This window comes from uncultured Halopseudomonas sp. (genome assembly GCF_963977355.1).
GTDB lineage: Bacteria > Pseudomonadota > Gammaproteobacteria > Pseudomonadales > Pseudomonadaceae > Halopseudomonas.
The window spans coordinates 1-13,261 of sequence record NZ_CAXBOV010000046.1; the positions used below are offsets into that span (position 1 = coordinate 1).

The window sequence follows — 13,261 nt, forward strand, 5'->3', positions numbered from 1 at the left end:
AAGTGGGTCAATTTTATTGGCCAAAAGTGGGTCAAAATTAATGGCCATTGACACTTACCGTGACCTGTACGAGCAGGTTTGGACCTACTCTGCTTGGGCCAAGGAGCAAGGCATTGATGGGCGTGACACAGGAATCGACCTGGTAGCTAAAACACAAGGTACTGGCGAGTTTCACGCGATCCAGTGCAAGCTCTACGCGGAGGATTACCGCGTACAGAAGAGGGACATTGATAGCTTCTTCACGGCTTCTGGTAAGGCGCCGTTCTCCCATAGAGTTATCGTGACTACCACTAACAACTGGAGCGAGCACGCCGAGGACGCTCTACAGGGTCAGCAGCCGCCAGTTAGCAAGATTGACCTACAAGCCTTGGAAGAAAGCCAAATCGATTGGGTAAGGTACCAAGCAGATCAGGCGGTGGTGCTAAAACCTAAGAAGCAATTACGAGATCACCAGCAGACAGCATTGAATGCGGTAACGGCAGGGCTCCAGAACACGGATCGTGGCAAGCTAATCATGGCCTGCGGCACGGGAAAGACTTTTGCTAGCTTGAAAATTGCTGAGCACCTTGCAGGTAAGGGCAAGCGCGTGCTGTTTCTCGTGCCAAGCTTGTCGCTGTTATCTCAAACGCTTACTGAGTGGACCCAGGAGAGCGAAACGCCGCTCCATAGCTTTGCCGTCTGCTCCGATAGCGATGTAGGCAAAAAACGCAAGGCTGAAGACGACGCGGTTCAGGTGTTTACCCACGAGCTGCGCTATCCGGCCACCACCAAGGCTGATCGTTTCGCCGCAGAGATGCTCAAACGCTCCGATGCTGACCACATGAGCGTGGTGTATTCCACCTATCACTCAATCGACGTGATCAGCCGAGCTCAATATGAGCATGGCCTTGCTGCTTTCGATTTGGTGATCTGCGACGAAGCTCATCGCACCACCGGCGCCACTTTTGGTGACGATGACGAAAGCGCTTTCGTGCGCATCCACGACGCTGATTACATTCGCGCCAGCAAGCGGCTATACATGACGGCTACCCCGCGCATTTACGGTGATAGCGCGAAGGTGAAGGCCGAGCTGGGCGAAGTGACCCTTTGCTCTATGGATGATGAAGCTCTTTTCGGTAAGGAGCTGTTCGTCATCAACTTCTCCGAGGCTGTTCAGCGCGGCTTGCTCACCGACTACAAAGTCTTGGTTCTTACCGTTGAAGAGAGCGTCATTAGCCGCCGCTTGCAGGAGCTGCTGAGGGACGAAGATAACCAGCTGAAGGTGGATGACGCCGCAAAAATTGTCGGCTGCTGGAAGGCTTTGGCCAAACAAGGTCTGTCAGAACACCTGACGGGTGACGAAGAGCCCATGAAGCGCGCGGTGGCCTTCTGTCAGGTCATTTCGCCCAACTATAAAGGTACGAAGCACAAAGTTAGCTCCGTCAATATCGCGAATACTTTCAAGTCGGTGGTGGACGCCTACCAAGAGGCCGAAGAAATCGACGAAGCCGACCGTTTGATCTGCGAGGCCGAGCACGTCGATGGCGGCATGAACGCCAGCCAGAAAGAGGTCAAGCTGAATTGGCTCAAAGAGGAGCCGCCGGCCAATACGTGTCGCATCCTCAGCAACGTGCGCTGCCTTTCTGAAGGCGTGGACGTACCAGCCTTGGACGCGGTGCTATTTCTCACGCCACGTAACTCACAGGTAGATGTAGTGCAGTCGGTGGGCCGGGTTATGCGTAATGCGCCGGGTAAAAAGCGCGGTTACGTAGTTCTGCCGGTGGTCATTCCCGCAGGAATGCAGGCGCATGAAGCGCTCAACGACAACCAAACCTACAAGGTCGTTTGGCAAGTACTCCAAGCGCTGCGTTCCCATGACGACAGCTTTGATGCGATGGTCAATAAACTCGATTTAATCGGGTCAGATCCGCGCAAGATGGAAGTCATCGCCATCACGGATAAGGTCGATAGAAAGGCAAAGAGTAGCGGAGCCAAGAATACGCAGGCAGGCAAAGGTCAATACGGAATTGGCGAGAAGCGTCCAAAATTTGATGTGGACGGGCAGATGACTCAGCAGGGCGATCTCACCTATGAGGTGGGTGAGATCGAAAAAGCTATCTACGCTAAGATTGTTGAAAAATGTGGCAACCGTCACCACTGGGAAGATTGGGCTAACGATATTGCCAAGATCGCCCGCACCCACATCGACCGCATTCAGGGCATTCTTGAAAATCCTGAGTACACCAGTGAGAAGGCAACCTTTGAGGCCTTTGCTGCCGAGCTGCGCGATGACCTGAACGATAGCATCACCGACGGTGAAATTGTCGAGATGCTGGCCCAGCACCTGGTAACCAAACCGGTGTTCGATGCGCTGTTTGATGAATATAGCTTTGCCAACCATAACCCCATGTCTATAGCCATGCAGGGGGTTCTTGACGCACTCAATGAACACCAGCTAGCAAAAGAAGCCAACACACTGGAGAAGTTCTATCAGAGCGTCCGCCAGCGAGCCTCCGGTATCGACAGCGCTCAAGGCAAGCAGAAGATCATCGTCGAGCTGTATGACAAGTTTTTCCGTAACGCTTTCCCGCGTATGACGGAGCGCTTGGGCATTGTATACACCCCAGTTGAGGTAGTGGATTTCATTCTGCACAGCGTGAATCATCTGCTGCAAAAGGAATTCGGGCAGACGCTGGGCAGTAAGGGTGTCCACATCATCGATCCTTTTGCCGGTACGGGGACCTTTATCACCCGACTGATTCAGTCTGGCCTGATAAAGCCGGAAGAGCTTCCAAACAAGTACCGCAACGAGATCCACGCCAACGAGCTCGTTCTACTGGCTTATTACATAGCAGCCATCAACATTGAAGCCGCATACCACGGACAAGTGATCGACGAGTACACACCCTTTGAGGGCATCTGTTTGACAGACACCTTCCAGATGTACGAGAAGGATGATCTGGTCGATGAGCTGCTGGAAGACAATAGTGCTCGCCGTAAACGCCAGAAGGAGCTGGATATTCGGGTGATCGTGGGTAACCCTCCTTATTCGGTGGGTCAGAAAAGTGAGAACGACAATAACGATAACGTCGAATACCCCTCTCTGGATGCCCGCATCCGCTCCACGTATGCCGAACGCTCTGACGCCACCCTAGCCAAAGGGTTGTATGACAGCTATATCCGAGCCATTCGATGGGCAAGTGACCGTATCGGCGATGCCGGCATCATCGGATTTGTCACCAATGCAGGATTTATGGAAGCAAACACTGCGGATGGTTTGCGTAAGTGCCTAGCCGATGAGTTCTCTAGCCTTTATGTGCTCCATCTGCGCGGTAACCAGCGCACTAGTGGCGAAACCTCACGCAAGGAAGGTGGCAAGATATTTGGCAGCGGCAGTCGCGCACCTATTGCCATCTCCCTGTTGGTTAAGAACCCTGCCGCAAAGGCCCATGGCCAGATCTTTTTTCATGACATTGGTGACTATCTCAGCCGTGAGGAAAAGCTAGAGAAAATCGCAGGCTTTAGCAATGTTGCCGGTATAGAGCAATGGCAGCAAATCACCCCGGATGAGCACGGTGACTGGCTCAAACAGCGCGACGACAGTTTCAACCAATTCATCGTTCTGGGTGACAAGAAGGGCGATGCCCCCAAGCTATTTGATAACTTCTCGTTGGGAGTCGTGACGAATCGCGATGCATGGGCCTACAACGCCAGCCGGACCAAGCTGGCAACCAATATGACAAGCATGATCGGTTTCTACAATTTCGAAGTAGAGCGCTTCAACGCGGCGCACCCGGGGCTGGATACGAAGGCACGGCAGGCGAAGGTTGATGGTTTTATTGAAAGCGACCCAACTCGTATCAGTTGGACCCGCGCGTTGAAGCAGGACCTCGGAAAAAATCGCACTTATGCTTTCGAGGCAGAATGCATGACGCCTGCGTTATACCGCCCTTTCACCAAGCAATGGCTTTATTTCAACCGTCGCTTCAACGAGATGGTCTACCAGATGCCGCGAATCTTCCCGAACGCAGTGGCTGACAATATCGCCATCATGGTTAAGCAGCGACCGATTGAGAATAGCCACTTGGCGTTGATGGTGAGTGCGCCGCCTGAACTACAGACAGACGGTGGGGCGCAGAGTTTTCCACTGTATCTTTACGATGAGGTCGCCCAAGCCTCCAATGACGATCTCTTTGCGGTGCAATCCGTAGGCGGCCTGCGTCGCCGCGATGCTATTACCGACGCAGGTCTGGCCCATTTCGAGTCTGCTTACCCATATGAGGAGCTCGGCAAACAAGACCTGTTCTACTACGTCTACGGCATTCTCCATTCCTCGGACTACCGCAAGCGCTATGCTGACAATCTGACGAAGGAGCTACCGCGCATTCCGGCAGTGAAAACAGCTGCCGATTTCTGGACCTTCAGCCGCGCGGGTCGTGCTTTGGCAGCTCTTCATCTCAATTACGAAACTGTCGATCCGTACCCACTGACGATCGAGGCGAAGGGTAAGTTGACCGATGCGGACTACCGTGTCGAAAAAATGAAATTCGCCAAGGCCAAGGACCCCGAAACGGGCAAGAGCATCAATGATCGCAGCACGGTGATTTACAACGGCAAGATAACGCTCAAGGGCATCCCGCTGGAGGCTTGGGACTATGTGATCAACGGCAAGGCCGCCCTTGATTGGGTGATGGAGCGACAGGCCGTGCGCACTGATAAGGCCAGCGGCATCGTTAACGACGCAAACGACTGGGCCAACGAGACCATGGGCAACCCCAAGTATCCGCTGGAGCTGTTCCAGCGTGTGGTGACCGTCAGCCTGGAAACCCAGCAGATCGTGAACAACCTGCCGCCTTTGGATATTTGAGGTGTAGGTACTTTGCTTAGCGCAGGGAGGCGTGATGAGCGACTCAGCAATACCTTTGGGCGAACGTGATGGCCAGATGTATCGGGCCTACGAGGTCGAGAATGGCCTTCGCTGTGGCTGTGTTTGTCCAGGGTGTCGTCAGCCTTTAGTTGCGGCCAATCAAGGCCAGAAGCGCTTTCCTTACTTTCGTCATGAGGAGCTGGAAGGCTGCGCTAACGGCCGGGCGGAGGGTGTGCGCCGGGCTGCTGTTCAGGTTATAGCTCAAAAAGGCAAATTGCTGCTACCAGGGTTCAGTGATGCAGCCACCTTTGTAGCGGAAAGCGGAAGAGTCTTTACTCGCGACATCTGCTTTGATCCAGTTGCGGTCCAGGCTGACGAGGTTGAACGCTTCGTTGATCTCGATGATTTGCGTGCGCATGCCCTCATTCTCAGCAAAGGCCGGCAGCTTGTGGTCCGTATCAAGGTAACGGCTCGCCAAGAACATGAGCGGAATAAACGCTTACGGGCGATGAATTTATCCAGTATTGAAATCGATCTTCACCATCTCTCCGATGCTGAAATCAATGATGCAGTCATCTTCGAGCAAGCGGTTCTCTGCGATCCAGTTAATCGGAAATGGATAAGGTCATTGCGGGGCGACTTGCTTACACAACGTGCTCTGGCTGCTCTTGAGTTAGATGCTGCAAAGGCCGATCAAGAATGGGCGTTAGCGGAGGCAGAGCGCCTGGCAGCCGAAGAAGCCTCCGTCCGTGAGGAAGAAGCCCATAGAAAGCAAATGGTAGAGGCGCTGTTGGCTCATCGAGCGACCCAGAGAGCGATGGCGGCCAACTACACCGCTTGCTGGAGCCCGGAGCTTGATAGTGTTGGCGCCCTGAAACAACGGGAAGGAGCGATCGTAACTACTATGCTAAAAGCCGTCCGTGAGTGGGATGGTCGGGGAGCTGAGTGCACTGCTTGCCGGTTGGTTAATCCACCAGGCTCGAGTTTTTGCTTTTATTGCAGCTCCGACAAAAGCCAATTACGAGCAATGCACTATGCCCCGGATCTCGGAAAAACCATCGTGACTCGGATGCGTTGCTCAGCCGCGCCGGCTCAGTCTTTAAGTACCGTGCCTACTTTGCTGCTAGGTCCGGACATTTTCTAAGCCGTGATTGATGCTAACGACAGCGTGTCTTGAAAATACGTCTCCAAAATTCATAGTTACCGGTTGGCAGCGAATGAATACGATCCTCCTGCGGTACGCCACTAACCAGGAGATTGAAATGTCTAAATCACAAGACCAGCAACGCCAGCAACAGAATCAGCGATCCGACGCCCTGAATAACAACCGTGGCACCTCAGGCACAAACAAGACGAACGGCCAGGTTCACGGCAACCGCGGAAAGCAGCTAAATCCCAACCAACAATAAGGAATCGCCCCCGGCCTAATGCTGGGGGCCTATATCTGATATGGAATCACAGATTGGTTTTGCCTCTCAAGGTGAGCTGCTCAAGGCAATTTTTGACGCATTCGGCATTTTGCCTAGAAAGGAAGATCCCAGAGATCTCTTTGATGAGAAAGAAAAAAAGACTTTGCAGAAGCGGTTGAAACGCCTTGCGAACGAAGAGGGAGGTCTCGGCTCGAATTTCGGGGAGGGTGTCGTTACTCTCAGTAGCCTGCTCAGCATTTATTTGCCAGACATGACCTTGATGAGCGCTATCGGCGATGTCCTTTCTGACGTCCAAGAGGCCTACGTTGCCCTCCTTCGGACGGAAGGTACCTACCTGTCGAAAGGTGAGACCATCCGCTACTTTATGTCAATCAGGGCTGTCCCTCTGCTGGTTATGTCTTTGCATCGAAGTGTTCTTTTTTACAGGCCAGATACCCTTTGGCTAAAGACCCCTGCAGATCGGTTTTGGTATCTCCCCAGCATTGACGCTGAAGGTCAGGTAACCCTCCCTCTGGAAAAGGTAATGCGCTGGGCGTATGAGACATGCGGGACTTCTCAAACTCAGTTCCATTTTCCAGGCAAAAATCCAACTAGTGAGAATGCTCGTCTCCAGAACAACCTCGACAATGCCGTTAACTGGACCCGGGGTTCGCATATGCCATCGCTACCCGGGTTGCTCAGGAACTTCTCGGAATCCTTCAGTGCGATGTCTGCTGCTGGCAAGGAGATCCCGAACGCAATGAAGGATAGCATCCTCGCGAATTTGGTTCTCAGCCGCTTTAGTAGCTATGTATCCAGGGAGATCACTAAAGCATACGGCGTGGAGTATTTACGGGAGATCTGCGCTCAATTCTGCTCTTACGATAGCTACATCGAGCTAGATCTCGGCGAATTTTACAGAGAGATCGCGCCAGTGATCAGCACGAAAGCCACAAAAGAGGACCAATTGGCGACGAGGGCAAAAGCTGTTGGAGACTATTGGTCTTTTTTGACAGAAAAAATAGTGATGGCGCAGGAAGAGTTACAGCAGGCCTATGATCCATATCGAGGGCTTGTGTCTGAAGGCGTGTTCGATGCGCTGACGCGGAAATATGGGGCTTTTGCTGTGCAGGCGAGCGTTGATCCGACCCATCGTAAGAAGCAGTTTCAGCCGCCTTATTGTTTCTTTCAGATGCTAGGGCTGGGTTTCGAGTTAAAGCGAGATGGCCTGATTCAATGGGAGCAAATTGAAAACTATGCCGCTGACATCGAAAACCACTCGCTAGGCGACCACCTCGGTTGGCTGGTGGCATGGTTACGTGCCGCATATTGCTACCGTAAAAAGGACTACACAGCCGCCATGCCCCATTACCAGCAGGCTTTTGATCTGGCCAAGTATCGAGCTGGGAAAAGCCAGTACGATCTGGTGAACCAATACGTCGAGGTTGCGGCTAAAAATGGAAAAAATAAATGCTTCAAGAACGGAGTTGCGTGGGCGCAGTACCTCCAGATACCCATCCGCTGGCTGCGTGATGACGAGCCAACAGATGAAAAGCTGGATATGGTTTTCTATATGCTAAAAGTTGCTCGATACGATCACCAGTTGTGATCAGGCCGGAAAACCAGAGGCTAGGGCCTTCCCGGTGGGGATCAGGAAGGTCACTGAACTCGATAAATCAAAGCAATCCCCGCTCAGCAAAACTCACCGAATCTGCGCCGCCAATTACTAGGTGATCTAGTACGCGGACTTCGATGGTGTCGAGAGCGGTTTGCAGACGCTTGGTGAGTGCGACGTCAGCCGAACTGGGCTCCGGTCTGCCGCTGGGGTGGTTGTGAGTGAGAATAACGCAAGCTGCGTTGGCGTTCAGCACGCTCTTGATCACTTCACGGGGGTAGACGCTGGCACTGTCGATGGTGCCGTGGAAGAGAATTTCAAAGCCAAGCACTCCATGCTGGCTGTCCAGCAGAATGATGCCAAAGACTTCACGTTCTTCTGCTGCCAGCTTGGCCATGAGGTAGTTCTTCACGTGTTGAGGGCTGGTCAGGTAATTGCTGCGTTTGAACCGGGTTTCCAGGATGCTCTGCGCCCAGCTCAGTACTTCTTTTTCCGACAAGGGAATGCCGGCAGGCGGCGCAATGGCCGCCTGAGTCGCTATTTTCTGCATGAGGTACTCCGTTTGAATGTCGCGCGTGGGCTAGTGGGGAATGGCTTGTTGGTCTTGGAGATCTTGCGTGCGCTGCTTGATGAGATCGTGCAAGGTCGGTTGCTCGCGCTTGGGTCTGCGGCTGCTGTAGCCAGTTGATGTAGGTGTTTGGGCCGGTAACGTTGCTGGCGCCTCTGTATAGAACTCCTCTAGTACGTGCTCGGCATCATCGGCAGTGTCTTCGAAGGCACCGTTGAGCAGGCCTTGTTTGGCGGCGGCATCCAGAGCCGTTTGGTTGAAGCCTGCCTCACGGCGGTTGTTGTCCAGCGCGTTCGCCTGATTGAGCGCTTCTTCCATGGATAAGCCGGTTCGCAGAATCAGATCCACATAGTAGATTGGTGTCCCGTGGCTTTGTCGGGTCGATTTGCCGCGCAGACGGATCTCTAGGGGTAGGCAGGCCAATCGATCGCCTGACAGTGCCTGCAGATAACTCAGCCTGGCGGTGAGGGTACGGATGCTATTGAAGCCCGTGGTTCTGAATACAAAGCTACCCAACAGGTCATCATCTCCAATAGCCACATTGAGCCGGCCATATGGCTTGCAGGCGCCACCTTTGGCCATGGGACAGCCATCCGGGCTGGGGCAGGGCAATGACTGCAGTCCATCGCTGGTGGAGCGCTTGCATGTGTCACCATTCCCCACGCACAGCGGACGGCCGCTGGTGCGATCAAACAAGCAGTACTCAGCCCGGAAATTCAATCCAGGATCGTTAAACAACAGCCGCATCGGGATTGTGCGAATCTTGCCACCTTGATCCCGGCGCAGTTGCTCATCAACCGGGTGCAACACCCAGCCGTCTCTGGTTTGTACCTGGGAAGTAATGGTGAACTGGTCGTCCTTTTCCGGCAGACGCATGCCGTTTTTCTCGACCACCTTGCCTATGGATATCCGTCCGAGCACGGGCGGGGTAATAGCCAGACCTTTGATCATGGGAATGCTCCTAATGGAATCAAACACAAAAAAAGGCCGACTGCTGGTTAAGCAGTCAGCCTTTGTGTGGGGGGTAATGGACATCAGCTAACCAGAAAGCGCCGGCTCCCGGGTTTGCTGGTCTGGTACAGGGCTTTCAACTCAGGGCGTGCTTTGAGAAGAGCCTCCAGGTCCAGCGCAACGCTGTCCTTAGCCTTCTTCCAGGTAACGGACCCTTCGGCAAAGACGGCTTTGGTAGCAGGGCCCATGGCCTCTTGGAGACGCTGCTTGAGAACGGACTCCTGGGTGCCCAGTTCGGCTAATGACAGACGCACCTGTTTCAGCTCGGTATAGGTTTGGGATAGCACCTGATCTTCAGAGAAGTCCGTCACCACACCGTTATCTTCTGGGTAGAGCAACCGTAAGGCTTGATCAGCCGAGTCGGATCCGTCTGCAGGGGGAGGGGTGTCGGTTTCAACGTAACGCCAGAATTGCTGTTCAAGCTCAATCAGATTCTGGATCAGGATCTCGTCACGCTCGATCCGATAAACCTCCAGCTGTTGCCCACCGAGCAATACTGCAACATCGGCAGCTTGCTTGCCGGTAACCGCCAACTGGTGCATCACCTGAACCTCGACGTACTTGGGTACGCCATCACGCCAAAGCCGGGCCCCATTTATCCCTGCCGTCTTGCATTCCAGGATCTGCACCTCGGCACTGCCAACCACTTCACGGTCGATATTGGCCAGCATCCAGGGATGCTCTTGATGCTGCAGGACAGCGTTTACCTTGCGCACCTTGTTACCCGTTCGGCGCTGGTACTGGGAGGCCACCACCGGTTCGAGTATCACACCCCAAAATACAGGAGCGGTGTCATCATCCGAATCTGGCTTGGCCAGCCCATGATTACGGCTGGTCTTCTCCAGCCATAGTTCCAGTGGCGACTTGTAGGGGTTGAGACCAATGGCGGCCGAGGAGTCCGAGCTGCCAATGCCGCGCTTACGTACGTCAAGCCAATCATTGCGGCTGAGATCCTTGGTACTGACGAGGCGCAACATGCCGCGGTTGGTCCTATTGCTGGACGGGATAGAAGATGATCCGTGTGTGTTCATAACAAACTCCAGACGCACAAAAGCCCGATCAGCGCTGGCTGATCGGGCTTATGCCGTTAAGTGGAAAAAGAGTGAAAGGGTAGAGAGTCGTTTGCTGAGAGTCAGGCTTCAAACCACCAGGGCCAAGGCGTGATCAAGGGCTTTCTGCTTCAAGCTGGCGCCCTGGCCAAACCAGGCTGAGTCCAGACGGTGGTCCACACTACGGGCGCGTTTGTCATGGTCCACGTACTCGGTCACGGCATTAAGAAGGCCCCAGGCGGTGTTGTGGGCTGATTCCATATGAGAACCGCGGCCCTTTCCTGAGTAGAGCTCCTGGACCTTCTGTAGCGCCCTATGCTGAGTCAGCTCGCGACGGTTGGCGACATCCTTCTCGGTATCGCAAATCACCTGCAGGAAATAACCCAGAGCTTCGCCGGTATTTACCTTCCGCTCAGAAAGCACTTTCATGCGGTACATAAAGTCATCCCACTGTGACACCGAAACCCCCAGCTGGCGCTTCACCGCTTGGGGATTGAACTCGGTATTGTGTGGCACGCGTATAGACTCGGCGGAACCGTTCACCGCAATGGCTAGGGTGTTATTGCAGACCACCCTAACCGTCGTGGGAGTGGCTACGGTAGCTAGGCTGCCATCACAGGACGTGGCCAACAGCAGGTAACCACTGACCATGTCATTGCCTTTAAGTACCGAAGCTTGGCCGGTACGCGCTAAGGCCCAGAACTTGCGGCCGCCTTTGAGAACGCCAGCGGTTTCCAGTTCATACCCAGCGTATTCGGTCAGGTCACGATAGAACTCCAGCACGTCAAAGGGCTGCACTACCTTGTAGCGCTGCGACACCACTGAGAGCGGTGCCTTGGTATCCGAGCGATAAAGCACTTTTTGCTCTGGGTAGCTGTGGATACTGCCTAGATGTGCTGCAGAGTCTGACATGAAGCGTACGGGAGACTCCTCGATCTGCCAGTCCATTCCGGCTTCGTGCTGCCAGACCTCCAATGGCTGATTCTGGGACAACTGACTACCTAGGCCATGCCACGGGGTAGCGCCAACAAACGCCATGTTCTCGATTTGATGTGCCATGAAAATCTCCTGTAAACGGCATAAGCGCCCGTCCGGATTCGGGCCGGGTAGGGCGCTGATAAGAGGGAGGGGGTGCGGTTAAAAGTGGTGGGAGCAATCGTTGCAGCGGTAGTGGCAGAGCAGTTCTTCATCCAGAACAGTGCCAAGGCGTATGCCGGCAATACAGCCGACAAGACCGCCGCTGATGGCACCGAGCACGGCACCAGATGCCGTGGCTGCTGGGCCGGCAATACTGAATACCGCAGCGCCTACGCGCGCACCTTCAACAGCGCCTTTGGCTGAACCGGCTGCGCCACTCAGTGCGCCAGCAACGGTGCCAACAGTGCCACCGATACGCTTGCCGTAGTGACAGCGCTGCACGCTGCGGGAATGACAGACAGGACAGGATGGAATCACGAAAATCACCTCATGCAGAACCGGTTGAGCCGACCGGCTGGGTATGCTCTTGAGGGTGATATAGGTTTCAATTTGTTTTCAATCGAAGCGGCGGCAGGTCGCTTGGCATAGAGCGGACGTCTTATCGGTCCAAATGAGATAATTTGAAGCTGACGCAGCGATCAAAGAGACGCCGGGCTCGTATGGGATAGTCATTCAAAAGGATCTACTGACAGGTGAGATCCGTTGAAACATCGACGGTTCTACCTCTCAGAGTTTCATGAATTGATTCAGACTCCCAAGCACCGTTTGGTGCTGATTAGCGGCCCTTGACGATGTACCTGAAGGGCCCTGTATAGCCGTTGTTCGCTCCGACGAATTAGAAAGGTAGGTAGACGTGGAATTTAGTGACGAAGCAATACAGCTGCTCCGTGCAGGCGGCCTTCACATTGAGCTCGAAGCAGTTGTGCTCGGTGCTCATACATTCAAAGCGGCCGGTAAGGACGTGGGGAAGGTGACAGTGGTGGGCACCAAGGGTGGGCCAATGGGCCATTCTATCCAATGCGAGCCCTATGGGATTTTTGAGTTGGACGCAGAGTTCAGCGTATATCGTGAACTGGCCAGTCGCCTGGATGAGCCGAAGCGGGTCAAATTCAAAGCTGATCTGAAACCGATCAAGGATCAGGGGGCCTATGCGGTGCATCTGCTTGAGGTTTTGGAGTGAGGAAGACGATTCGCGCAAGTGGCGTGTCGGAATCGGGCGCGGGACCTGGCGGGCCGGAGCTACGCGGCGCGGATTGAAGAGTTGTTGGTGGCGAGCTGGTGCTGCCGCGTGGTTTGGAGGCAGATACTGATCACGGCAGACCAATCAGCCAGAAGCAGGCACTTGCTTCGTCGTGTCACCCTGCAGTCTGGATCCGCACGCTGATGAAAGCAATGATGCATGACTAGGGACAGCCCTTGGATCTAACCCTATTAACTAAATTGTCGATTAAGGAAGGGGCATGGGGGCACTCAGAACGAGTTCCTTGAGCTAGGTTGAGCGTTCCACGAGCTCTCACAATATAGCGCCATCAGCGAAGCTTTATTAAAGATTGGCCCATTATCGATAAGCTTGTTCCTGTCAGCTGCCGTAGGTCGGCAGTCTCATATGCCGGTTCGCATCGGACAGAAGACGCGCAGCCACATATAGTCGCCGGCCTCCAGCTCGACCCAATACTTGTTCAGCGGGTACACCGCCTTGCCTTCCAACTCGTACAGGCCGTGCTCCATTCCATGGATTTCGGCAAAGGGGAGCATGCATGTAAACATCGTCAACTTCCTGCACGG

The 13,261-nt window shown here is 54.1% G+C and carries 10 protein-coding genes and 1 pseudogene; 5 read left to right on the forward strand and 6 right to left on the reverse strand.

Annotated elements, in window-relative coordinates; genetic code table 11:
• Positions 1 to 40: 40 nt before the first annotated feature.
• The 4 genes from AAC076_RS16935 to AAC076_RS16950 all read left to right on the forward strand — a co-directional run bounded on the left by AAC076_RS16935 (position 41) and on the right by AAC076_RS16950 (position 7,864).
• A complete protein-coding gene (locus AAC076_RS16935; protein WP_339847976.1) occupies positions 41 to 4,846 on the forward strand; it encodes a type ISP restriction/modification enzyme in 4,806 nt (1,601 codons plus the stop codon).
• Positions 4,847 to 4,880: 34 nt separating this feature from the next.
• Complete coding sequence (locus AAC076_RS16940; protein WP_339847978.1) at positions 4,881 to 5,990, forward strand: hypothetical protein; 1,110 nt, start codon at positions 4,881 to 4,883, stop codon at positions 5,988 to 5,990.
• A gap of 118 nt (positions 5,991 to 6,108) precedes the next feature.
• Positions 6,109 to 6,255, forward strand: coding sequence for a hypothetical protein (locus AAC076_RS16945; RefSeq protein WP_339847980.1), 147 nt, complete (start codon positions 6,109 to 6,111; stop codon positions 6,253 to 6,255).
• Between the two features lie 40 nt (positions 6,256 to 6,295).
• Positions 6,296 to 7,864, forward strand: a complete 1,569-nt coding sequence (locus AAC076_RS16950; RefSeq protein ID WP_339847982.1) for a hypothetical protein — start codon at positions 6,296 to 6,298, stop codon at positions 7,862 to 7,864.
• A gap of 67 nt (positions 7,865 to 7,931) precedes the next feature.
• On the opposite strand, the gene radC is transcribed toward AAC076_RS16950, so the two are convergent.
• The 5 genes from radC to AAC076_RS16975 all read right to left on the reverse strand — a co-directional run bounded on the left by radC (position 7,932) and on the right by AAC076_RS16975 (position 11,953).
• Positions 7,932 to 8,420 carry a DNA repair protein RadC gene (radC, locus tag AAC076_RS16955; RefSeq protein ID WP_339847984.1) on the reverse strand — a complete coding sequence of 163 codons (489 nt, stop codon included), beginning with the start codon at positions 8,418 to 8,420 and terminating at the stop codon, positions 7,932 to 7,934.
• Positions 8,421 to 8,450: 30 nt separating this feature from the next.
• Positions 8,451 to 9,389 (reverse strand): hydrolase or metal-binding protein, encoded by a 939-nt coding sequence (locus AAC076_RS16960; protein WP_339847986.1) that lies wholly within the window; start codon positions 9,387 to 9,389, stop codon positions 8,451 to 8,453.
• Between the two features lie 83 nt (positions 9,390 to 9,472).
• On the reverse strand, positions 9,473 to 10,480 hold the full coding sequence (locus tag AAC076_RS16965; RefSeq protein WP_339847987.1) for a YqaJ viral recombinase family protein: 1,008 nt from the start codon (positions 10,478 to 10,480) through the stop codon (positions 9,473 to 9,475).
• A 108-nt stretch (positions 10,481 to 10,588) separates the two neighbouring features.
• Positions 10,589 to 11,557 (reverse strand): DUF932 domain-containing protein, encoded by a 969-nt coding sequence (locus AAC076_RS16970; RefSeq protein WP_339847990.1) that lies wholly within the window; start codon positions 11,555 to 11,557, stop codon positions 10,589 to 10,591.
• A 78-nt stretch (positions 11,558 to 11,635) separates the two neighbouring features.
• Positions 11,636 to 11,953 carry a hypothetical protein gene (locus AAC076_RS16975; protein WP_339847992.1) on the reverse strand — a complete coding sequence of 106 codons (318 nt, stop codon included), beginning with the start codon at positions 11,951 to 11,953 and terminating at the stop codon, positions 11,636 to 11,638.
• Positions 11,954 to 12,329: 376 nt separating this feature from the next.
• Here AAC076_RS16975 and AAC076_RS16980 point away from each other — a divergent pair, with 376 nt between their 5' ends.
• Positions 12,330 to 12,656: a hypothetical protein gene (locus AAC076_RS16980; protein WP_339847993.1), complete on the forward strand. Its 327-nt coding sequence runs from the start codon at positions 12,330 to 12,332 to the stop codon at positions 12,654 to 12,656.
• A 440-nt stretch (positions 12,657 to 13,096) separates the two neighbouring features.
• Here AAC076_RS16980 and AAC076_RS16985 read toward each other — a convergent pair.
• Positions 13,097 to 13,261 (reverse strand): annotated as a pseudogene (locus AAC076_RS16985) (hypothetical protein); the annotation flags it as partial.